Genomic DNA, 22,313 nt, shown 5'->3' with positions numbered 1-22,313 from the left:
GAATCCCTCCTTAAAAGATGACGCCCGCGTGCAAGATGACGTTAGCGTATGGTGTCGCCTCTCCTGTGCGGATGACGACTTTGGCCGTGGCGACTTCCCGTTTGAAGTCCTCATGCGAACACGTCTTTACCGTGTCGAACCGTTCGGTCAACGCCTTGGCGATTGCCTCATTTTCCGTGAACACCTCATCGGCGACCGTGATCTGTTCGATGACCATATCCGCCTCGACCGCGTCCAACACATCGAGAAACGAAGGTTCCCCGAGTCGGAGCGCCAAATCGACGCGTTCGACCCCATTCGGAATCGGCAATCCGCAGTCGGCGATGACGACTTTATCGGTATGGCCGAGATCGGCGAATACTTTCGTCAAGTGACTGTTCAAAATACCTAATTTCTTCATCACACTCGCTCCAATCGCATCAAAACTTCATCTCGTGTCGGCATCCCGCCTTGGGCGCCGAACCCTTCTACGCTCATGCCTGATGCGACGACGGCAAACCGCGCCGCCTCGAGTAGCGTATGGCCTTCGATGAGGCCGACCGCGAGCCCGCCGTTGAACGTGTCGCCAGCGCCCGTCGTATCGACGACGTCCGCGCGGATGGCCGGAATGTGTTGAATCGTCTCACCATCGAAGAAGCGAATCCCTCTGACCCCTTCTGTCACAAGCAATTTGTTTGGATATCGGCGCAACACGTCCTCGATTGGCACGTCCCCGAACAAGTCACGGCACTCGTGTTCGTTCGGTGTCACATACGTCACGTTGTCGAGCAGTTCTGCCGTGAGCGGTTGCGACGGCGCCGGATTCAACAGCACCGGGATGTTGTGTTTCCGACAGTAGGAACTTACGTGTTCGACCGTCTCAAGCGGGATCTCGAGTTGCAACAAGACGAGCGTCTCGCTGTCGAGCAGTGCGTCGAGTTCTCCCTCGGTGAAACGGACGTGCTTGTTCGCTGACTGGACGACGACGATCGAGTTGTCGCCTTCGGCAAGCACGATATGCGCCGTGCCGGTCACGTCTTCCCCAACCGTCTGCAAGTGACGTGTGCCGACACGATGCGTCTCAAAGTTTTGGCGGATGCTCGTGCCGAACGCATCGTCGCCGACACATCCGACCATTTCGACCGTACCGCCTAGTCGTGCGGCGGCGACCGCCTGATTGGCGCCTTTTCCGCCCGGGACCGTTTGAAACGTGTTCCCGATGACCGTCTCTCCGGCGAGCGGACGTTTGTCCGTCGTGACGACCAAATCCATCGAGATGCTTCCGATCACTACAATTCGCTTCATCTGTCTTGCCCCTTCCGTTTCGTCGTCTGCCGCTCCGTTAAGGTGACCGGCAATAAAATTTCTTTTGGCGCAGTGTCTTTCTTCTCAATCAAATCGAGCAGCCGCTCTGTCGCGAGTCGACCCATCTCATAGATCGGTTGCGAAATCGTCGTGAGCGGCGGGGACGTCATCTCGCCGAGCTCGATGCCGTCGTATCCGATTACTTGTAACTCTACTGGCACGCGGACGTTTCGCCGGACCGCTTCTTGAAGCACCGCTGCGGCGATGACATCATTGGCGGCGAAGACGCCGTCAAACGGCCAATGTTCGTCAAACAGATGCTGCGCCGCGACGAGCGCGTCTTTGAACGCGAAGCTCGATCGGGTCATCCCGACGATTTGGTCGCCGGCCACATCGACAAAGCCATCGGTCCGGCGCTTCACCGTCTGCAGTTGCTCAGGTCCCCCGATATGGGCGAGCCTCGTCGCACCGGATGCGATGAGCGCTTCTGCCGCGAGCCGCCCGCCTTCATAACCGTCCGAGATGACGGCATCAATCCCCGATTTCACGATTCGGTCGAGCGCCACCATCGGCAAGTCGAGTTTTTCATAGTTCGGATTGTCCGAATGGTTCGTCGTGATGATCAACCCGTCGGCGTGCATCGTCTGCAAGGCGATGAGATACGACTGTTCTTTTTCTAACTGCTCGTCCGTATTGCACAGGACGACTTGATACCCGTGCCGGTTGGCCACATCCTCAATCGCACGTGCCAACTGGGGAAAGAACGGATTCGTGATATCGGGCATGATCAAGCCGATCAACCCGGACGTCTTTGTAAATAAGGACCGTGCGACACGGTTCGGTGCGTAATCGAGGTCGGCGATGGCCTGCTCGACGGCGGCCCGTGCTTCCGCGCTCACGTAGCCGTTGTTGTTCATGACACGTGATACCGTCGCGACCGAGACGTTCGCCTGTTTCGCCACTTGTTTAATTGTCGCCATCTCCACACCCCCTTTTTGGTAGCGCTTACAATCACATCATAATGTGTAACCGGTTACATATCAAGCATTATTTTCCGAAAAAAAACCGCGTGACTCATCACAGAGCCAAGCGGTTCATATAGTCTTCCTTTGTGATGACGTAAACGAGACTTGCCACCGTCCGGCCGTCGAGCCGTGTCAGTTGTTGCAACGTCGTGAACGAAAAGACGAATCCACATTTCTCGACAACGCGACGGGACTGGTCATTGAAGTCAAAATGACCGCACCAGATGCGCTCGAGTCCAAGATCTTCAAACCCGTGGCGCAACATCGCGCGCACCGCTTCCGGGATGTAGCCTTGTCCCCAATATGTCGGATTCAATACGTAACCGATCTCACGCTGCGCCTCGTGCTGAATATTTGGGTCCGGTCGCCGGTCGTGTAAACCGATCGTCCCGATGACCTCATCCGTCTCTTTCAGCGTGATGGCCCATACGTCTTGATCGGCTTGAAACATTCGAATGACAGCGCGTGTCTCCTCGATTGATCGGTGGGGCGCCCATCCCGCGTTCGGACCGACCCGGTCGTCTTTCGCGTACGGATACATCGCCTCCGCGTCATCGAGGTGAAACGCGCGAAGCCGCAAACGTTCTGTCTCTAGTTGAATCATCTTGTACTCCTTCTCATCGTTTTTCTCTTACTCGTTCAGGGAATGGATTGAACAGAGGAGGGATGACGATGCCATTTGATTATGATTTAGATTTTGATACGATCGACTTTCGGGAACAGCCCGAACTATATCGTGTCGGCCGCGGTGAACAAGGGGTGCTCCTCGTCGAACCTTACAAAAGCGAGATTCTGCCCCACTGGCGCTTCAAGACACCGGACATCGCGACACAATCGGCGGACGAGATCATGGAGCTGTTTGAAACTTACCGGAAGAACGATGATTTCGTCGGCATGGACATGGCCCGCAAGTTCATTCAGATGGGCTATACGCGGGCCCGTCGCTACGCCAACTACAAAGGCGGACGCAAATACAAAGACGACGGCGATATCCACGAGCGTGAGATCGATGAAGAAAAAGCCGAGTCGGCCCGCATCTTCAAAGAGCGCTGGGATCAAATCCGGGCCGACGAGGACTATTTGAAACGAAAGAAAGCCCATCAACGTCAATACGGTTGATCAGTTCACCATGATGAGGAAGCGGGTCGTGCCTTTCTCAAATGATGCGATTTGCCGGAAGCCGGCGCCCTCGTACAGCCGAACGGCTCGTCGGTTGAACGACGCGACGGTGAGCCGGACGGGCTTCTCGGCCCGTTTCGCCTCAAACAGCACCGCATCGAGGAAACGGCGTCCGCGGCCTTGCCCGGTCAAGTCCGGACGCATGCCGAGACCGAGGTCGATGTGCGTATCGTCGTACACGTATGTATCGTTCGGCACTTGGGCGTACCGCCCGAGGCAATAAAAGCCGATCAGTTCACCTGTTTCATGAACAGCTTGATAAGCCATCAGTTCCTTGATGCCTGCCTCAGAAGGAGTCTGGTTATAAAAATCATATGGTGCTTCGTACGTCCACGTTTGAATCGCGCGGGCGTCTTCGTCTGTCATCGGTTGGACGTTCATCCGCTCCCCCTCCCTGCGTCTCTATGCTGTTCGTGGTCGGGGTCGGGGATTCCTTTATCATCCACAAAAAAGACGGGCTGGCCCCGTCTTTACTTTCGCGTCCACGTCGCCGTGATGTCGACATCGGCCGCGTGCATCAAATTGTGGATCGGACACCTCGCCTCGACACCTTTTTGAAGCTCCGCAATCCGTTCATCCGATTCGACCGTTTCGAGCACGATGTTGACGTGTACGTTCTCAAAATACGTCCGCACCCCTTCGACGCCTTGGAAGCCGCGCGGGTCGAGCGTCCCTTCGGTCACGAACGTCACACCATCATAGTCAAAGTTCTGGTCCTGGGCGACGTAGGCGATCATGATCGTCGTACACGACGACAAGGCACCAAGTAAATACTCGAGCGGGTTCGGTCCGGCGTCGGTGCCGCCGAGCCGCTCCGGTTCATCGACGATGAACGGAGCCAAGTCACGGACGTGCACCGTCGTCTTCACCCCGGTCGATTCTCCTTCAGCGCGCATCGTCACTAACGGTTTCTCTGACATGCCATCTCCTCCTTGTAACGGGTTATCGTGAGTCTGTTCCCGTTATTTCGGACCATGTAACACGTCGTCATAAATCGCGTAGTCGTTTTTTCCGTCTTGCTTGATTTGATACATCGCCTGATCGGCTTTATGAATGAGCGTATCGAGGTCGACCCCTTGCCCCGGAGAGAGGCTCACACCGATGCTCGCCCGAATCGGGATCGATTGCCGTCCGAGCAAGAACGACTCCTCGCTGAGCGTCCGTTGCAGCCGTGTGACAAAATCGATGAGACGAGGCTCTGTCACATCTGTCAAGAAGATGTAGAACTCGTCGCCGCCGACCCGTGAAGCCAGACCATTTTCCGGTGTGACCGATTCGAGCACCGTCCCGAGATGAATGAGGAACTCATCGCCGACTTGATGACCGTACGTGTCGTTGATGCCTTTGAACCCATCAAGGTCGAGGATGATGAGGGCAAGTGTGTCCGCTTGAAGCAATGCTTGATCGGCTTGCTCATAAAACGCACGGCGGTTGGCGAGTTTCGTGAGCGGGTCGTGATACGCGAAAAAGCGAATCGTCTGTTCGGCCTCTTTGAACGAGTGCACGTCCCGGATGAGGATCATGCCGTGGACTTTTTGATCGATATAGACGAAGTCGCCATCGATGACGACATAACGCTCTTGCCCCGTCTTCGTTTGAATCTTCGTCTCGAACTCCAGAAATTTCTTTTGTGCTTGGAAGTGCTGGCGGTAATGATGACACCACTCTTCCCGCTTTTTCTCCGGCAACAAGTCGACGAAACGTTCGTTGACGACCCGGACCGTATGGAACAACATCCGGGCGGCCGGGTTGGCGCTCTCGATGCGCCCGGTGTCATCGACGAGCAAAATCGCGGACGGGTTCAAATTGTAGAGCGTCCCGTATCGTTTCGCGTACGAGGCCAAAAAGTCGAGGCGATTCATCGCCACGACGAGCGCGACGGCCCACACGAGACCTCCATACATATAACCGTACGGCGGCATGACACCGCGGAATTGGAAATAACCGAACACGATGTCCCAGACGAGGACGGCGAGTGCCGTCCAAATGAGCATCCTCAGAACACGCTGATGCTCGGTTCGTTCTGCTCGTTTGAGTGCATAGATAAGCAAAAGGACGATGAGAAAGTGGAACACGTTCCCGATTGTCATCGTGATCAAATACGAGGCGTTGAACTCGGGGTATAGCCAAATCCCGACTTGGTCGAACCGTTGGCTGTTGATGATGTTCTCTTGACGGATGAACGTCAAGGCGACCGGAATGAGCGGTAAATAAAGGACATATGGGTAGAGCCATTTCGGAAGTCTGGCTCCGACACCGGTCACTTTAAAGATAAAGTGGACCGAGCATACAAAAATCAAAATCCCAGCGTTTCCGAACCAGTACGTCACGAAGGCCGGACTGAGCTCAATCGGCGACAAGTGGCGCCCGAACTCTGCCATGAAGAGCATCGCATAACCAAAAACGAACAGACTGAGCAGCCGATGTTCGACTCGTCTAGGATTTCGAAGTAACACATCTAGCGCGAGATGGCTGAGCAAGAAGGCCGGTAAGAGATAAACGACCATATACGTAAACAGTGCGGTCATGGATAGACCCCTTTCTCAAGACAGATACGTCTATATTTTCTCTATCGGACGTTTCGTTTCCTTTATCGAGCCAAAGGGCACATTCCAAAAAAAAAAAAACGAACGGAACAAAGTCCGTTCGTACCTGTTATAGTGTGTCTTCAATCGCCGTGTCACCTTTGACGAGGTCGATTGCTTTATTGTAAGCCGCATCATGTCCGATCACGTGGGCGAGGAAAGCCGCCACGTCGGCGCGTGGAACTTCACCGGTCGACACGTCGCCCGTCTTCACTTTTCCGGTGCCAGCGTCATCCGTGAGCGCACCTGGACGAACGATCGTGTATGTCAATCCGCTCTCTTCGAGCAGACGGTCCGCGTGATGTTTCGCGACGTAATATGGTTTCATCTCATCCGGCCATGCCGAACGGTCTTCCGCTTTCAACGCGCTCACCATGACGAATTGCTTCACGTCTTGTTGTTTCGCGGCTTCGATGCTTTTCGCTGCGCCGTCTAAATCGATCAACAACGTCTTATCGGCTCCGGTGTTCCCGCCAGAACCGGCTGCGAACACGACGACGTCGGCGTTGCCGATAGCGTCCGTCAAGTTCGCGACATCGCCTTCAAGGTCACCGAGCACGGCCTGATAGCCCTTGTTTTTAAAATCCTCAAGCTGTTCTTCTTTTCGTACCATCGCCGTCACGTCATGCTTACCTTCCTCATGTAAGCGTTCGACGAGCTGTTTCCCAATCTGTCCGTTTGCACCAATTACAAATACGTTCATCTGTCTTCCTCCTCGAATCGAATTCAGAGACACTTGAAACGTCGTGTGGCTGCTGCCACGTCCGGCGCCGAAGCGATGGCCGAGATGATGGCGACCCCGTCGGCCCCGTCACGTCGAATCTCTTCGACGTGCTCAGGCCGAATGCCCCCGATCCCCACGATCGGGAGCTCCCGATACGCCGCCCGCACTTCACGGATGAGCGTCGTGCCGTTCACTTCACCGGCGTCCTCTTTCGAGTCCGTCGGCAAGACGGGTCCGATGCCGACGTAGTCCGCATGCTCGATGGCCGTCGCCGCTTCTTCGAGCGAATGCACCGAAACCCCGAGCCATTTGTCTGCCCCGATCATCTGTCTGACGCGATGGGCTGACACATCTTCTTGACCGACATGTACCCCGTCCGCATCGAGTTTCAATGCCAAGTCGACGTCGTCGTTTACGATAAACGGCACACCGTACGTGCGACAAAGTTGAAACAACGCTCGGGCCACCGCTTCTTTTTCATCTCCATACAGTGCCTCTTTTCCTTTTTCGCGAAATTGGAAACATGTAACGCCACATTGGAGTGCCGTCTCGACCGTCCGGAAGATATCTTTCGTGTTCGTCGTCCCACAGATGAAGTAAAGCTCTAGCCGTTCAGCGAGCCCGGCTTGTCGTGATCGTTTCAAGCGTCACACCCTCCTCTCCATACGTGCCGTACGCCCAGTGGTTCGTCGGCCCATGTCCGGCACCGATATCGAGACCGTGCGCGATCGCGCTTTGGATGAACCGCTTCGCCGTCACGGTCGCCTCGATGATCGGACGACCTTTGGCGAGCTCGGCCGTAAGCGCCGCCGAGAACGTACACCCGGTGCCGTGCGTGTCAAACGTCTGGATACGAGGTGCCGAGACGAGGAAAGCCTCTGACGCCGTCAAGACGAGGTCTTCGGCACGTTCCCCTTCGAGATGTCCCCCTTTTAAGACGACCGCCTTCGCGCCTAGTGACAAGATCCGTTCCGCAGCCTCAAAACGGTCTTGAAATGAACGAATCGTCAAACCCGTCAACACCTCCGCTTCCGGCACGTTCGGCGTGACGACCGTCGCGAGCGGCAGCAAGGACGTCTTGAGCGCGTCGACGGCTGTGTCTTGAAGCAGGGACGCCCCACCTTTTGCGATCATGACCGGGTCGACGACGAGCTGTTTGAACGCATGCCGCTTCACGCCGGAAGCGACGGTCTCGATTCGGCTCGCATCGAACAACATCCCGGTCTTGCACGCCTCGATTGAAAAATCGGAACCGATCGCATCGAGTTGTTGCGCGAGCAGTTCGGCCGAGACCGCTTCAACGCCATGCACACCTCGTGTGTTTTGAGCCGTGACTGCCGTCAAGACGCTCGTGCCGAATACACCGAGCTCTTGGAACGTCTTCAAGTCGGCTTGAATGCCGGCGCCGCCGCCTGAGTCGGAACCGGCGATCGTCAACACTTGTGTGCGCTTCATGATACCACCTCGATCCGGTCGCTCGGTAGTTCGACCGCGGTCATCTTACCGAGTTCGTTCAAGAAGTGGATCGGGAAATCGCCCGACCCTTCGGCACGCATTGTCGCGAGTTCCCCGCAGCGGGCGTATCCGGCGAGCGCCGTCGACGTCGCGGTCATCGCGTCGGACTCGACCGCAAGAAATGCGCCGACGACCGCACTGAGCAAACAGCCGGTCCCGGTCGTCCGTGTCATCACTTCGGTCCCTCCTTTGATTTCAATCGTCACGTCCCCGTCACTGACGACATCCGTCTCTCCGGTCACGGCAACGACACAGCGATACCGCTTGGCCGCCTCGCGCGCGATGTGTGTCACGTCATGCAACGCTTCCCCGGCATCGACCCCTCGCGTGTGGGCCGTTCGGTCAATCAGTGTCGCCATCTCACCGGCGTTGCCACGAATGACGGTCACTTGCACCTGTGCGAGGATCGTGGTCGCCACTTGACGCCGAAACGATGTCGCGCCGACACCGACCGGGTCGAAAACGACGGGACGTCCCGCAGCGTTTGCCGCTTGCCCGGCCCGAATCATCGTCGCTTCGGTCGATGCATCGAGCGTTCCGATGTTCAATACGAGCGCATCGCTCACTGTAGCCATTTCCGCCACTTCCTCGACAGCGGACGCCATGACCGGTGACGCGCCGACGGCGAGCAGACCGTTCGCTGAAAAGTTCGCGACGACGATGTTCGTGATGTTATGGATGAGCGGTCGCTCGGCCCGGACTTTGTCCCATAAATCGCGCTTCATCGGCTCACCTCCACCGGGACGTCCCACGTCTCAAGCGTCCACGCCATCTGCCAAAACGCCACTTCATAGTAACAGCTCTTCAAGAACGATTGACGATAACGGGTGCGCTCGACTTCGGTCGCCTGTTCGGCCAACAAATCGAGACGGTCAATCTGCTCTTCGACGAGTTCACGGAACCATTCCGACCCGTACGTGGCAATCCAAGCCGTATAGATTGGATGCTCCGGCTTCGCGTCTTTCAACCGTTCCCCAATCTCGTAGTACACCCAGTAACACGGCAGAATCGCCGCGAGCACATCCCCGAGCGTCGGTCCGGCTTGTTGCATGTGCATCGCGTATGCGTATGCGGTCGGTGCCGGCTCGAACCCACGTCTTTCTTCTTCGGTCACGTCAAGCATCGTAAAGAACTCACGGTGTAACGCGTGTTCGGCTTCAATCGTGTGTAGGGCATGCGTCAAAAATCGGCTCGACAGCTCCATGTCGTGCGATAAAATCGCTCCCTTCGCCTGCACTTTTGAGAACTGGTTCAAATAGTACGAGTCTTGCAGGACGTAGTGGCGAAACTTCGCCTCGTCGAGCGTTCCCTCACCTAGTGCTTGAACGAACGGGTGGTCAAAACTCGCTTGGAACAAAGCATCCGCCTCTTGTCGGATTTGTTGTGTGAACGTCATTTCTGTCTCCCCCTTTGTTGTATGAAAAAAGACGCCGCCTCCCATAACGGAAGCGGCGTCGGACATACACAGAGTGTGAGACAAGTCATTTCGCCCACTTCCCTACGCTAGCGTGAACTAGATCAGGTTCAAAGGGTCTGGACCTCGTCCATCTCAGCCGCGTCATGCGACTCCCCTAGTGGCAAACATTATGAAATTCGGTCGTCTTCGGTTACATCATACCAATCTTTTGATGAAATAGGAACCCTTCAACGTGAGAAGCGGCGGTTCAACATACTTCCCATATTGGAGAACCGTTCCGTTCCGAGTTTACGCCGATTCGAAGAGGCAAACACGTAATAATCGACTTTGCCCATGAAGTAAATCAAACGGAGGCCGGCGATAAAGAACGTGATCGTCGTACTGACTGCAAAACCGACGCCATACCAATCGATGCCTCGCGGAAGCAACAGCATCGTGAACAAAGCGTTGAACGTGAAAAACGACAAGTTGACGAGAAGCGCACCACGCCGATCTTCGAAGTAGAGCAACAGTAGCGTCAACACGAGAATCATCGCATTCGCGAACGCGGCAAGTGTCGTCATCCGGAAGATTTGCCCAACTTCCTCTGGTACGCCGATCCAACCGACGAAGACACCGGCCATGAGCACCGCGAACAGTGTGACGACGCCTTGACTCCGGCCGAGGCGAATCAACTCATTTTTCAAGACGGTCGTCATCGTCTGTTTCGCTTTGTCGATTTGATGGAGTGCCCCCCCGTAATTGATGAGCCCATAAAACGTACGGTACCGTTCATAAAATCTCGTCTCGACGGCGACGACGAACAGCAACTGAGTCGGGATAATCGTCAAGTACGACCAAAACACGGCCGTGTCGTAGTACGGATTAAACACGAACGAATCAGCGACGACCATCCGTCCCTCACCGAACCAGATGATGAAGTTCGTCACCCAAATCCCGAGGACGTACAAGACGCCGATCGCGAACAAGTCGGGGTAGAGATCAAAGTAACGGAAATAAGAGAACTCTCTCGTGGCGTAGCGGAGCGGGAACGTCCGCAACATCGCAAAGAATAATCCGAATAATGTCACGATCATACCAGCGGTGAAGCCGGTCAACAGCTCTAGGCTCGTCGGGTCTGCCATGATGCGGCTAATCAAGAACACGCCGCCGACCGCGATGAAACCACCGAGCAAAAAGCTGTATGCGATCGCCTGATAAAACTTGGCCGCGCTCAAAAACAAGAACATGACCCAAATGACGTTGATCGTCATGAATAAGACGAACAAGACGAGCTTATACACAAAATCGAGCGGTGAGATCATCCAAAAGATGCTGTACATGATGACTGCTGCGAGCATCGTCACTTTCAACATACCGGTAAAGACAGGGAAAATCTCATGCGCCTTCTTCTCATAAAACAAGTCGGCGACGTAACGCGTCACGACAAGTTGTTGAAAACTGAAGACGATTTGCGAAAAGATGAAGGCGTAAGACACAGACAGCATGAAAATCGTCCGTTCCTCTAGCGACAGCATCGGCATTTGAAACGCCAACCATTGAATCGTCCCGACGACCAAAATGACAATCAACCACGGTCCTGACGTGACGAGACCAGAGAACGTGTACGCTTTCAGCCGTGACGAATAGTAGTCTTCTTGAAACAGTTTCTGCAGTTTAAACCCGATGCCCGCCATACTGTTCCCTCCTCGCTTCATAGATGGCTTTATAGCGGTCGACGAACTGTTGCAACCGGTAATACTGACGCACACGTTCGCGACCGTTCTTCCCGAAGCGCATCCGTTCGCGCGGATAGTCCATCATCCACTCGACTTTGTCGGCAATCGCCTCCGGATGGACCGGGGGCACGATGAATCCGGCTGGTCCGAACGGGTCGTCCGTCCGTCCGTATAATAATTCAGAGCACGCCCCGACATCGGTCGCCACCCAAGGGATGCCTGCGGCCATGCCTTCTAAAATGGCGAGTGGTTGTCCTTCCGAGATACTCGTCAACAGCAACAAGTCAAACGTCGGGAGCCAATCTTGAACATTCACTTTCCCGACGAGTTCGACGTAGTCCGTGAGACCGCTCTGTTCGATGAGCAAACGGCACTCTTCTGCATACTCTTCATCTTCATCGAGCGGTCCCATGATCGTCAATTTGAACAAACGATTACGTTCTTGCAAAATTTTGGCGCCATAAATCATCGTCTTCAAATCTTTGATCGGGACGACACGGACGATCGCCCCAATTTGAAATACGTCATGTTCGACCGGTTCGATGACCGGCCGGATATGGCGGTCGGCAATGCCGTTGGCGATAATCTTCGTCTTCTCGCTCGGTGCCCCGATCCACTCCTGGTATTCCCGGTTCCGTTCAAACAACGTGATGATTTCGTCGGCCGCGTTGTAGGCCTCGCGTGACAAGTGATGGAAAAATCGGACCCATCTCGGTTTGTACGGGGCCGGGATCCAGTACGATTGAAGGATTTCTTCTTCCCGTTCCCGTGAGTAGATGCCATGTTCCGTCAAGATGAATGGGATGCCTTGCGTTTCTTTCATATACGAGGCGACCATTCCGGCATAACCGGTCGAGATGGAATGGACGAGATCGACTTTCGGGAGCGGTTGATGCAACACACGGAGTACCGGCATGTACATACTTTGCCACATCCAGAAATAATCGATAAACGAGCCCCCGTTCATCTCCTCGGTATAGGCTGCTTTTACGTTTCGCCAAAAGAATTCACTGGCAAAAAACGCCTCGCTCGATGGGATTCGTGAACCAATAATTCCGAGCGCTTGTCGATTTGGACTTTTCAACATGAGCCAATCGGACAGTTTTTCTTCCTCCTCCGAATTTAGCTTCATCCGCCCTTTTCCTCGCTGTCCCGGTTCGTTCAAGTACAAATGGGTGACGCCAGAAACGTTCTCCGGCAACACGTATTTCATATCTTCCGGACGCTTCTCGGTAGGCTGGATTGAAATGATTTCAAATTCCACGTCCGGCATTTCTTCAAGGAGCGTCTGGGTCCAACTGGAGACGCCCCCGCTCACATATGGATAGCTTCCTTCTAGCACGAGTCCAATCTTCATTGTGCGTCCCCCTCGATGGCGATTTCGGCGCTCGCCGCCGTCAATGTGACTAAATAGAGTGGACGGTCCGCTTCCATCTGTTCGACTGTCCCGAAGGCGAACGTGCCGGTATCGATGGATTGGCCTGTTTTTAGTCGAACTGTGAAGTGTGACGGGTTGACGAGACCTTCACCCGACAAGTAAATGATGTTCTCATCAAACGATGCGTTCAAGTCGGCCGCTTGATACGTGATCAGTTTCTCTGTCGCATAGTGCTGAGTGTACGCTTGCAAATGCGGATAGTTGACGTTGACATCATCGATGATTTTTCTAAGACTTGCGAACATCGTATCCCAGTCTCTTCCGAACGCCCGCTCCGGGTCGATGACATCGTCCGGGTGGATGAAGTGCGAGAAGACACCGAAATTGGCGATCGCATCGACCATTTGGAAAATCGATCCTTTTGACTCACCGTAGTCGCTCGTCACGCGCGGGAAATGGTACAGCTCCGGATGTGTCTCATCAAACTCAAACTCTTGGACAAAATCCCCGTTCTCAGATTCGCCCGTATAGAGCGATGCAATTGTCCGCAGCTCCGGCAACGCCTCGGCAATCGCATCGACGCCGGTACGGTTGAGCGCGTTCGACGGCGGCACGTACGATTTGAGCGTTTCGGCCGGGAAGTAGTTCGCAAACACTGATTCGGCTTGAAGGAGTGAACGCTTCATCTCTTCTTTATCTTTCCATGGGATATATCCGTACGTCGGGTCAATCGGCTCATCGGCCGTGACGAGTGATTGGTGATTATAGCCGTGCAATCCGATCTCGCCGCCGTTCGCGAGCAGTTTCCGACCGAAGAACAGCATCGGGAATTCCCCTCGCTTAATCAGTTGCTCATCGACTAGTTCCATCTCTTCTTCGTACGTGCCGATCATCGCACCTGTGTAAATCAAATCGTCCGCTTCCGCCATCTCGACCATGTCCTCCCACCAATCTTCTGCAAAGAAGTCTTTGACGGACTTATCGAGCGGCGTCGTCGAGACGTCTTTCATTTTGCCGCTCATGATCGGTGCTGGGAAATCATCGATATACATCAGTTTGATTGCGGCTTGGGCCGAGACGAACGCAGGCGGCAACGTGCCGAGCGTCTGGACGAACAGTCCGCGCATCATCTTCTGGTTTGTGATGGTCGTATTCCAATACAAGACGTTTCCTTGACCGACGGCGTACTCCCAAAGAATCGGGAACCCTTCAGCAGACAGGATGACGTTCGCTTCATCCGCGATGGCGAAGTCGACAACACTATGAACGAATAAATCTTCCGGCGGATTCAAATCAACATAGCCCGGGAAAATTTTCTCTTCAAAGTTCAAACCATATACGTCCGGGACAAACTCCCCGATCTCTTCGACCCCAGTCAGTTCATTAAATGCCGGGTCTTTGAAACGGTTGCCGAAGATGATGTTCCCGCCTCCTTCTACAAATCGCTTCATCTCCGCGAACGGCCAACGCGTCGTCCGTTCTCCTGTGAAGATGAGAATCGTGTACGGTGAGGGCGCCACCGTCCCGACTTCTTCCGGGGCGATCTCGGTCACGTCCAACTTGGCGTAACGAAGTCCGTAAAGGATATTATCGGCAGCTTTGACCGCAAGCTCTTCGTCGTCACGTACGAGATAAACTTGAAGACGGTGTTGCCCCGACGCGGCCGCTTCCCCGCCTTGCAATTGATCGATCTCCATCCGTTGCTCCGCGACGTTTGGCAATAACGTGTGCAAAGAATGGATGCGTAAATATTGAATCGCACCGACGATGGCGAGAAATAAGACGATGAAGAGCGAGAATGAGATTATAGTTCGTTTTTCCATGATGTCGTGTCACTCCATTCTTCGAATAGCAGCCGATATTCGTACGGCACGTCTTCGAGTGAAAACTGCGTCTGCATCATAAACATGACGGCTTTCACTTCTGTCCAACGCTCCCGTTCATAGTAGAAGTCAATCAGCATCAAATGGGCCTCGATTCGTTCGGGGAAATGATGCACATATTCTTTCAATGTTTCAAGTTGATGTTTCGGACGGTTCAACGTCTCATAAATTTCGTTCAAATCTTCATAAATCCAAGCGACCGGGGCGAATAGTGTCTTTGCGATCAACAATTCTTTCAACCATGCCTCGCGCTTGTCTTTCAGCATGACCTCCGTGATCAACTCACTGTGGATCATCCGTTTATAAATCGTGGCGAGGCGGCGGATTGATTCTGGGTTACCAAGTTCATATTCGCGTTTCGCCAGTTTCAATTCTTGCTCGTATTGATCGATCAAGATGTTCATCGTCGCCGCGGCGTAGTGGACGGTCTCGCTATCCTTACTTTGAAGACCCATCTGCAAGTATTTCCCTTGCTGGTCGATCGATTGGTTGACATGCGTCAAGATCGAATGTTTTCGAATGGCGGGATCTTTTGAATTGATGGCATCCGCGAGCGGGAGCAGACTCGCGCTCGCCTTCGCCTCATGTCGAATTTTTTCATAGTTGACGACTTTGAAGTCGATATACTCGTCGTAATCCTCGATTAGACCACTGCGTCCGAACCGTTCGGCGAGGCGATACACCGCGTAGACGGCGAGTTCGGCGATGAAAGGTAAAAACAGCCCGAAGCAGAGGGCTGCTACTGCGACCCCATAGTCTGGGGCTTTCATTCTTCGTTTCAACACGATGAGCAAGACGAGGGCGAGGATGGCATGGACGATGTAAATCAAGATCCACACCGTATTGCTGATGGCTCCCATACTCACACCCCTTTCTGGATCAAGATGCCTTCAATCCGATCATAAATCCGCTGTCGATGCTCTTCACTCGTTCCTGGCAAGAGCAACATAAGTTTGTTTTCTTCGCGGTCGTATCCGACGATATCGATTTCCCGTAAATAGGAGTGAACGATGGCCTCGATGCTCTCAAGCGAGACCGGCTCGTACCCGAGTGCATATTCGAGCACGATGAACGGCTGACCGTGATGGACCTTTTTTTGTTCTTGAAGCGCCACTAGATTGGCGAACGCGTCTTTTTTGTAGAATGATGTGCCCGGATAGAGCAATTCGTGTTGCTCTTTTCGTATCAGTGTCTGTGCGTTTTCAATCCGGGTGCCGATCCATGAGAAGAGGATATTCAAGACGTGCAAGTCGTCTGTCGTCAACTTGCGAAGCGGCAGACGCTTAATGACAACAACCTCACGCGTCTGTCCGTCAATCGTGATCGGTGCGAGCAACATCGGGTCTGAATCGTCGTCATCGAGTTGTCGGAGCGTCGTCTCTTGCACTTGGAAGAAACGTTTAAACATGCCCGACGCCTCATCGAGGAATATCGTTTGCGGAAACTCTTTTTTCTCGGCTTGACGAATGAGGAGACGCATCGATTTTTGCGACCGGTCGACGTGGTAAATCGCAACGTCGCTTGCGAGGAAATATTTTTTTAGTAGCCGAATCGTCTCGCTCCGAATTAACTCGGGGTGCGGCAAATCGAGCGACACGGCCAGTTCATACAGTTGGTTGAGGCTATATTCTGATTGCAGTAATTTTTGACGAAGTGTCGTTTGAGATGTGTTGAGTAAATCGACAGTTTCTTTCAAATACGTGTTCTCATCTTTCAGCTCCTCGTTACGGAACTGACTGATCTCATAACGTTCACGAAATGATGTGCTGAATAAACCGACGATGACAGTGATAGCGAAGTAATAGAAGAGTGTAAGAAGTGAGTTTGTATCGTAGAACAATAAGAAAATGTCTCCTCCGACGAAGCCGGTGTAAACCACTTTGTATAGGAGCAAGACGCCGAAACTGATGAGACCAAAGATCGTCCCGTACCGTAACGCGAATAAAATCGCGGCCACGTAAAACAAGTTCAAGTCATTTTGAATCGTCCCGAGATTGAAGATGAGATCGATTCCGATGAGCAGAGCGAAGACGACAAGGATTTCAACCCATTTGATCCAAGGGCGGTCTTGAGCGTAAAAAATAACAATCCCCTCCTATCACGTGTGTATGTTTGATGTGGTTCTCTAGTCCAAATATGAGTCCTCTACAATAAATACCCGTATGAAACTGTCTATAATCTCATATATTACCTAAAAATCCCATGTATCATAATACGTAGGCTCATGGTAATGGATGTACCCATGTTGTTCCGCTAACTCCCGGCTAGCTGTTTCTTCTTGATCCGAGACGGTCAACACGGCAATATCATACGTCTCTCGCAACGCATCCAATCGCTCAATTTTTTCCATCGACCAAGAGTCGGTCGTGATGGCCGTATAATTGAACCCTTCCCACATGAATCCGTCCACGTATGGGGCGCTCGTTCGTTCTAGCGTCTCAATCCCCCAATTTTGAACGATCGGGACCCCGGGATATGTGCCTTGAATCGATTTTAAAAATGCTTCGAGCCCATCCAACTGTTCAGCCAAATCGTCCGGATGATCGAGATGGACATCATCGATATCACCGACCGTATCGAGAAAAATCCCGTCTAAATGTTTATTAATCACTTGCTTTTGAATTTCTCGCATGAGGATTTTCCGGAAATTCGCGGAAGCGATATTCGTCAAGTAGGAGTCCCACTTCGGAAAGTAAATCCGTTCCCCGTCACGATAAAAGAAGTCATCCTCTTCCATTTGTCCAATCAATGCCCGATTCCACGTGTCGGCTTCCATCACGTTAATGTAACCGAGCACTTTTGTCCCGTTTGACCGGATCGTCTCGATTTGTTCCGGTGAATACCAAATCGGTTCAATGATGACCAGGTCATAGCGGGCCATATCTTCAATGATTTCATCGGTCGGTACGTTATAAAAAATCTTATACGACTCAATCTCATCAAAGTCGAACGGTGTTTTAGTGATGCACCCCCCTAAAATAATAGATGAGCAGAGAACGATGAATAAAAATCGTTGCACACGGACACCTCCTTGTCGTCAAATCTCTCATGATGCGATCGTCCGTTTGATGATGCATTTGCAGGGAACAACAACATTAAACCGGTATGAAAGGAGTGTTCAACATGAACACCATATTACTGACGCTTGCCGTCTTATTCGTCGGACTGAACATATATACCTTCTTTCGACACAAGACGTATCGGCAGACAGCATTTGACGGGCGTCTCTTTAGCCATCTGTTCGTCAGCTTGTTGGGCGTGATGTTCAGGTTCGCCGCCATCTACTATGCGTTATCGCAAGACGGTATGATTTTCGTCACGTCGCTCGAATCGATGACCCCCGTCGAACCGTCCTGGCAAAACGTCTTGTATTTCAGTGGGGTGACGCTTCTGTCGATCGGGTTTGGAGACTTGCTGCCAGTCGGTCCGGCCCGTCTGTTCGCGCTCGTCGAGGCCGCCATCGGTATCTTGCTCCCGACAGCGTTTTTCGTTAAGTCCGTATACAAAAAAGAAGAAGACTGACAGGCAGTCTTCTAGCGTCCGGTAATAAGTAAAAACATGTTAAATGCGACGAGGCCGAGCGGAAACAAAGCCACAACGATAATTGGCCACTTCTTCGTCCGGATGCCGACAAATAAAAGTAAACTCCCTACTAGGAGCGCGATGAACGTCGTATACGGATTCAAGCGTCATTCCTCCTTCTATACAAGGGGGTTTCCCGACTCGGCTAAAACTTAATCGTTTGAATGCCAAAGCGTCAAAAAGGCGTCACGCATTCGGTACGCTTCTTCTTCATAATACGGAAACCCTGACCGGTCGGCCACCAGTCTGCTGACGCGTTCGAACTGATCGACCAACAGTCGATGACTCGTCTCGAGCGACGTCGTCTCCATCACGGGATACGTAGCGAGATACGCCTCCCAACTGTCACGGTCGATATACGGGGCGAGCCCGTCACCGGACTTCCCGGCGTTCGCGGTGAAATCCGTCTGAAATCCGACCTGCCACGACAGCATCCGCCTAAGCATTGTCCGCATGATCGTGACATGGTCATATGCGTATAGCAGTTGTTTCCGTTTGATCCCTTTGACGACGTAAAGCGACACCCACCAAAACTCGTTCCAGCACTGGTCATACTCCCATCGCGTCGGGCGTCGAACGCGATATGACTCATCTGTCGGGACCATCTGACCGGCCCTGTCGTCCTTGTCGACGAGGACGAGACTGAGCGAGTCTTCTCGTATCGCCTCCTCCACGTCGCAGAGCGGACGAACGGTCAAATCGATCCGATGTCCGTCCGCGTATTGGATAAGGAAAGCGAATCGGTCATAGACGAGACGTCCGGGTACTTCGTCTGGCGTCTGCATGATGAGTGCTTCTCCGAAACGTCCGATCCATGTGCGGTCTTCCAAAAAGTCCGAGACGTCTCTCACAAAACAGGAGACGTCGACATCTTGATAGACATCAGCTTCTACGTTCGGGTTGACGAGCGACCCGTTCAAGACGAGGACGCGAACGTTGTCGTCTTCTTTTGATAGCTCGCACAACTGCTCGAGCACGGCTTCATGGTTCATACGACAATTGCCCCGAGCGAGCCCGCCACTTGGACGGCCTGCATGACGTCAAGTTTCGTTTTCTTGAGCGTCACGTCCGAGAAATCGACTCCGTCCATTTCGGCCGAGACAAAGTCGGCCGATGTACAGTCGGCATGTTGCAAGACGGCTCGTGACAAGATGGCGTTCGTCCATATCGTCTCTTTCAAATCAGCCCCGTATAAGTCGGCCTCGGTCAACCGGACACCGGACCAGTCCATTTTCCGGAGCGGCGCGTGACGCAAGTTCACGAACGACCAGTCCCCGCCCCGGACGACCGTGCCTTCGAACGTACAACTTTCAAACGACGAGCCCGTCATCTTGCATTGGTCGAACTCCGATAAAAACAGGTTCGCGCCGGTGAACGTACAGTTCAAGAACGAGCTGCCGCTATGGCGAGAGGCGTTCCATTTCGAATCGGTGAAGTCACAGTGGATGAAACGACACTGGGCCGTTTCGAACTCGGTCGCATCGACATATGTGAAACGGCAGTTCTCGAACGTCGTCTGGGTGAGAAAGACGTCACGGAGCGTCTCGTCGCGAAAATCTTCCCCAACGTATGTGGCATGTGATTGAAACATAAGGCGCCTCCTTCGCGTATACTAATAGTTAAAGAATGGGAGTGATCAGAATGGATATCGTATTTCCGACCGAGCACGGCACGTTCAATTACCGGGTTGCCGGCATTTGGGTGCAAGACGGGCATTTGCTCGTACACCGAAATGTGAACGATGACTTTTGGGCGTTACCTGGCGGCCGGGTCGGCATCGGTGAAGAAGCCGAGCTCGCCTTGACGCGGGAGCTACAGGAAGAGCTCGACGCCTCGGTGACCGGGACGACGTTCGCGTTCGTCTCCGAGAACTTTTTCACGTATCTTGAACGGACAGTCCATGAGATCGGCATGTACTTTTATGTATCGGGTGACCTCCCGCTACATACCGGAGACTTCCACGGACCGGAAGGAGATCACTTGATTTATCGTTGGCAGCCGCTTCGCGAACTTCGTGACTTGAAACTGTTTCCGGAGACGCTCTACGCGTTGCCTCAATCGTTGCCACCACATTTTATTGATCGCTGAGTCAGTAACCACGTCTTGGATCTTGCCGTTTCTCACGCCTGACGCCACGCCAGATGTGTGTGACGAACGCAAGGCTCGAGACCCCGCACGTCGCTAAACATAGGTAAGTCGTCACCGCGTCACCTTCAAGCGCATACGCGTCGATGACGAACCCCTCCGTACCGAGCAAGATGACGCACGTTCCGATGATTGTGAAAATGAGAAAACCGAGACCGAACGTGTTCAACCGCTCTGTCCGTTGGAACGCCGTCACCGCGAACGCGATGACGCTTAGGCACAGTAAAAACCAAAAGACGAACCGGAAATACGTGAACACGTCCATGCGGACTCACCCCTTAGAGGATCGTTTTCAACTCGTTCAAGTCGCGAATCTCATACGTCGTCTCGACCGTCGCTGCCACTTCGTGCGGATTATACCAACACGTATCGAGCCCGTACATCCGTCCGCCGGCGATATCGGCCGTCAATGAATCGCCGACGATGAGTCCGCGTTCCGGCGTGACATCTGAGACACGCTCGAACACATAGTCAAAGAACGGCTTCATCGGCTTTTGCGACCCTGTTGCATCCGAGACGAACACGTCTTGGAAGTACGGCAACAAACCTGACGCCTCGAGACGCTTGAATTGGGTCTCGGTCACGCCGTTGGTGACGATGTAGAGCGGATACTGTTCGCTGAGCGTCTGGACGAGTTCGAGCGCGCCGTCAATGACGTGCACACCGGCGTGCAAGTGGTCGCGATAACGCTGTTCGACTTCGTGTGCATTGATTGTAATGCCGAGCGTGTCGAACAGTTGCGTGTGACGGCCCATCAAGACATCCTCTCGTCCGACCTCGCCGCGTTCGAACGCGCGCCATAATCCACTATTGATTGCCACATACTGTTGTTTTAATTCATCGGTCATCCGAACGTTGTGCGCAGCGAGCAGTTGCTCCAAAGCGACGTGCTCGCTCTGTTTAAAGTCGAGCAACGTGTCATCGACGTCAAATAAAATCGCATCGTATCGTTTCATATCTGTATTACCCCTCTCTGCCTCTAATGTACAGGAACAGACATCGAAGTTCAAAAAAGGAGCAAACCATATGCCGAAACAGCCAATCACCAACCTCGAGTATTCGGAAAAAGAACTCGAATCGTTTTTTTACTTAGCCGACGAGACATTCGGCATCGATTTTCGCGAGTGGTACAAAGCTGGAGAATGGACTGACCGTTATCGCTGCTATTCATTGACGTTCTATCGGAATGTCATCTCGAGCGTCGGAATGAGCCGGATGACAGTGATGATGGACGGAACCGCGCGCGAAGCGTATCAAATCGGAACGGTCATGACGGACGAAATCCGACAAGGAGAAGGGCTCGCCACCCGCATCTTTAAGCACTTGTTCAAGCAGCATGACACGGATGGGTTGCCTTATTTTTTGGCTTGTAACGAAAGGCTTGCACCGTTTTACGAGCAACAGGGGTTCTCCGCCCAACCCGAACCGGAGCTATTCGTTTCAGTCTCGGGATCGGCCTCCCCACTCGAACATGTCGAAGTCGATGCCGAACAGTGGCGGCGTTTCAAACTGGAGTCACTCCCGTTTTCACCGCGCCTCTATGCGACAGACGATATGCACATTTGGATGTTCCATTACTATCAAGGGATGGACGAGGACGTGTATCGTTTCGATGACGTCCATGTCATTTATATAATCGAGCGCTCGCGTTTAATTCTGTACGCCGTGCTGTCGCCGCGTCCTGTCGATATGCGTGACGTCGTGGCACGCCTCTCTTTTGAAGGCATCACGGAAATTGTCTTTCAATTTACGCCCGACCTGGATAGTGTGGAGCAACGTCCGTCCAGCGACGGTCCATGGATGATTCGCATGAACGAAGGGGAGTTTTTCCCTGAAGGTTGTCGCTTCCCTTATTTGTCGCAAGCATGAAAAAACTCG

The 22,313-nt window shown here is 53.2% G+C and carries 27 protein-coding genes and 1 riboswitch; of the genes, 4 read left to right on the top strand and 23 right to left on the bottom strand.

Annotated elements, in window-relative coordinates:
• Positions 1–10: 10 nt before the first annotated feature.
• The 4 genes from rbsD to P398_RS0103910 all read right to left on the bottom strand — a co-directional run bounded on the left by rbsD (position 11) and on the right by P398_RS0103910 (position 2,913).
• The gene (rbsD, locus tag P398_RS0103925; protein WP_024371258.1) at positions 11–400 is read right to left on the bottom strand and encodes a D-ribose pyranase; all 390 of its coding nucleotides are present in this window, start codon (positions 398–400) and stop codon (positions 11–13) included.
• Complete coding sequence (locus tag P398_RS0103920) at positions 400–1,284, bottom strand: ribokinase (protein ID WP_024371259.1); 885 nt, start codon at positions 1,282–1,284, stop codon at positions 400–402. The genes rbsD and P398_RS0103920 overlap by 1 nt, the downstream gene beginning before the upstream one ends.
• Positions 1,281–2,264, bottom strand: a complete 984-nt coding sequence (locus P398_RS0103915; protein ID WP_029334115.1) for a LacI family DNA-binding transcriptional regulator — start codon at positions 2,262–2,264, stop codon at positions 1,281–1,283. The genes P398_RS0103920 and P398_RS0103915 overlap by 4 nt, the downstream gene beginning before the upstream one ends.
• 97 nt (positions 2,265–2,361) lie before the next feature.
• Complete coding sequence (locus P398_RS0103910) at positions 2,362–2,913, bottom strand: GNAT family N-acetyltransferase (RefSeq protein WP_029334114.1); 552 nt, start codon at positions 2,911–2,913, stop codon at positions 2,362–2,364.
• Positions 2,914–2,981: 68 nt separating this feature from the next.
• On the opposite strand from P398_RS0103910, the gene P398_RS0103905 reads away from it, so the two are divergent.
• Positions 2,982–3,428, top strand: coding sequence for a DUF4385 domain-containing protein (locus P398_RS0103905; RefSeq protein ID WP_029334113.1), 447 nt, complete (start codon positions 2,982–2,984; stop codon positions 3,426–3,428).
• Here the strand turns inward: P398_RS0103905 and P398_RS0103900 are convergent, their stop codons facing one another.
• From P398_RS0103900 to P398_RS0103835, 14 genes are all read right to left on the bottom strand, one after another.
• Entirely contained in the window at positions 3,429–3,869 is a 441-nt protein-coding gene (locus tag P398_RS0103900; RefSeq protein ID WP_029334112.1) for a GNAT family N-acetyltransferase, read from the bottom strand.
• A gap of 89 nt (positions 3,870–3,958) precedes the next feature.
• Positions 3,959–4,408 carry an OsmC family protein gene (locus P398_RS0103895; RefSeq protein WP_024371264.1) on the bottom strand — a complete coding sequence of 150 codons (450 nt, stop codon included), beginning with the start codon at positions 4,406–4,408 and terminating at the stop codon, positions 3,959–3,961.
• A 42-nt stretch (positions 4,409–4,450) separates the two neighbouring features.
• Positions 4,451–6,016 (bottom strand): diguanylate cyclase domain-containing protein, encoded by a 1,566-nt coding sequence (locus tag P398_RS0103890; protein WP_024371265.1) that lies wholly within the window; start codon positions 6,014–6,016, stop codon positions 4,451–4,453.
• 127 nt (positions 6,017–6,143) lie between these two features.
• On the bottom strand, positions 6,144–6,776 hold the full coding sequence (locus P398_RS0103885; RefSeq protein WP_029334111.1) for an SDR family oxidoreductase: 633 nt from the start codon (positions 6,774–6,776) through the stop codon (positions 6,144–6,146).
• Between the two features lie 23 nt (positions 6,777–6,799).
• Positions 6,800–7,441, bottom strand: a complete 642-nt coding sequence (gene thiE / locus P398_RS0103880) for a thiamine phosphate synthase (RefSeq protein ID WP_029334110.1) — start codon at positions 7,439–7,441, stop codon at positions 6,800–6,802.
• The gene (thiD, locus tag P398_RS0103875; RefSeq protein WP_034798865.1) at positions 7,410–8,252 is read right to left on the bottom strand and encodes a bifunctional hydroxymethylpyrimidine kinase/phosphomethylpyrimidine kinase; all 843 of its coding nucleotides are present in this window, start codon (positions 8,250–8,252) and stop codon (positions 7,410–7,412) included. The genes thiE and thiD overlap by 32 nt, the downstream gene beginning before the upstream one ends.
• Complete coding sequence (gene thiM / locus P398_RS0103870; protein ID WP_029334108.1) at positions 8,249–9,037, bottom strand: hydroxyethylthiazole kinase; 789 nt, start codon at positions 9,035–9,037, stop codon at positions 8,249–8,251. The genes thiD and thiM overlap by 4 nt, the downstream gene beginning before the upstream one ends.
• Positions 9,034–9,708 carry a thiaminase II gene (gene tenA, locus P398_RS0103865; protein WP_029334107.1) on the bottom strand — a complete coding sequence of 225 codons (675 nt, stop codon included), beginning with the start codon at positions 9,706–9,708 and terminating at the stop codon, positions 9,034–9,036. Before tenA ends, thiM begins: the two co-directional genes overlap by 4 nt.
• Positions 9,709–9,790: 82 nt before the next feature.
• Positions 9,791–9,895, bottom strand: a riboswitch (TPP riboswitch).
• A gap of 61 nt (positions 9,896–9,956) precedes the next feature.
• The gene (pelG, locus tag P398_RS0103860) at positions 9,957–11,405 is read right to left on the bottom strand and encodes an exopolysaccharide Pel transporter PelG (protein ID WP_029334106.1); all 1,449 of its coding nucleotides are present in this window, start codon (positions 11,403–11,405) and stop codon (positions 9,957–9,959) included.
• Complete coding sequence (gene pelF / locus P398_RS0103855) at positions 11,386–12,804, bottom strand: GT4 family glycosyltransferase PelF (protein ID WP_024371272.1); 1,419 nt, start codon at positions 12,802–12,804, stop codon at positions 11,386–11,388. The genes pelG and pelF overlap by 20 nt, the downstream gene beginning before the upstream one ends.
• Complete coding sequence (locus P398_RS0103850; RefSeq protein WP_029334105.1) at positions 12,801–14,648, bottom strand: DUF2194 domain-containing protein; 1,848 nt, start codon at positions 14,646–14,648, stop codon at positions 12,801–12,803. Before P398_RS0103850 ends, pelF begins: the two co-directional genes overlap by 4 nt.
• A complete protein-coding gene (locus P398_RS0103845; protein WP_024371274.1) occupies positions 14,630–15,568 on the bottom strand; it encodes a hypothetical protein in 939 nt (312 codons plus the stop codon). The genes P398_RS0103850 and P398_RS0103845 overlap by 19 nt, the downstream gene beginning before the upstream one ends.
• Before the next feature lie 2 nt (positions 15,569–15,570).
• Positions 15,571–16,680: a GAF domain-containing protein gene (locus P398_RS0103840; RefSeq protein ID WP_029334104.1), complete on the bottom strand. Its 1,110-nt coding sequence runs from the start codon at positions 16,678–16,680 to the stop codon at positions 15,571–15,573.
• Between the two features lie 219 nt (positions 16,681–16,899).
• Entirely contained in the window at positions 16,900–17,727 is an 828-nt protein-coding gene (locus tag P398_RS0103835) for a putative glycoside hydrolase (protein ID WP_029334103.1), read from the bottom strand.
• A 104-nt stretch (positions 17,728–17,831) separates the two neighbouring features.
• On the opposite strand from P398_RS0103835, the gene P398_RS0103830 reads away from it, so the two are divergent.
• Positions 17,832–18,230, top strand: a complete 399-nt coding sequence (locus P398_RS0103830; protein ID WP_029334102.1) for a potassium channel family protein — start codon at positions 17,832–17,834, stop codon at positions 18,228–18,230.
• A gap of 11 nt (positions 18,231–18,241) precedes the next feature.
• Here the strand turns inward: P398_RS0103830 and P398_RS16925 are convergent, their stop codons facing one another.
• From P398_RS16925 to P398_RS0103815, 3 genes are read right to left on the bottom strand one after another with little or no spacing between them, the layout of a single operon-like run.
• Positions 18,242–18,394 (bottom strand): hypothetical protein, encoded by a 153-nt coding sequence (locus P398_RS16925; RefSeq protein ID WP_034798863.1) that lies wholly within the window; start codon positions 18,392–18,394, stop codon positions 18,242–18,244.
• A gap of 48 nt (positions 18,395–18,442) precedes the next feature.
• Positions 18,443–19,282, bottom strand: coding sequence for an aminoglycoside 6-adenylyltransferase (locus tag P398_RS0103820; protein WP_029334101.1), 840 nt, complete (start codon positions 19,280–19,282; stop codon positions 18,443–18,445).
• A complete protein-coding gene (locus tag P398_RS0103815) occupies positions 19,279–19,881 on the bottom strand; it encodes a pentapeptide repeat-containing protein (RefSeq protein WP_029334100.1) in 603 nt (200 codons plus the stop codon). Before P398_RS0103815 ends, P398_RS0103820 begins: the two co-directional genes overlap by 4 nt.
• 50 nt (positions 19,882–19,931) lie before the next feature.
• Between P398_RS0103815 and P398_RS0103810 the strand changes: the two genes are divergently transcribed.
• Positions 19,932–20,378 carry an NUDIX hydrolase gene (locus tag P398_RS0103810; RefSeq protein WP_029334099.1) on the top strand — a complete coding sequence of 149 codons (447 nt, stop codon included), beginning with the start codon at positions 19,932–19,934 and terminating at the stop codon, positions 20,376–20,378.
• Between the two features lies 1 nt (position 20,379).
• Here the strand turns inward: P398_RS0103810 and P398_RS0103805 are convergent, their stop codons facing one another.
• Together P398_RS0103805 and P398_RS0103800 are read right to left on the bottom strand one after the other, a co-directional pair.
• Entirely contained in the window at positions 20,380–20,700 is a 321-nt protein-coding gene (locus P398_RS0103805; protein ID WP_029334098.1) for a hypothetical protein, read from the bottom strand.
• Between the two features lie 13 nt (positions 20,701–20,713).
• A complete protein-coding gene (locus tag P398_RS0103800; RefSeq protein WP_024369754.1) occupies positions 20,714–21,391 on the bottom strand; it encodes a YjjG family noncanonical pyrimidine nucleotidase in 678 nt (225 codons plus the stop codon).
• A 70-nt stretch (positions 21,392–21,461) separates the two neighbouring features.
• Here P398_RS0103800 and P398_RS0103795 point away from each other — a divergent pair, with 70 nt between their 5' ends.
• The gene (locus tag P398_RS0103795) at positions 21,462–22,304 is read left to right on the top strand and encodes a GNAT family N-acetyltransferase (protein WP_029334097.1); all 843 of its coding nucleotides are present in this window, start codon (positions 21,462–21,464) and stop codon (positions 22,302–22,304) included.
• Positions 22,305–22,313: the final 9 nt, after the last annotated feature.

The organism is Exiguobacterium aurantiacum DSM 6208, assembly GCF_000702585.1.
GTDB lineage: Bacteria > Bacillota > Bacilli > Exiguobacteriales > Exiguobacteriaceae > Exiguobacterium > Exiguobacterium aurantiacum.
Note: the sequence above shows the minus strand (reverse complement) of the source record. Positions and strands in the feature narration are given on the sequence as shown.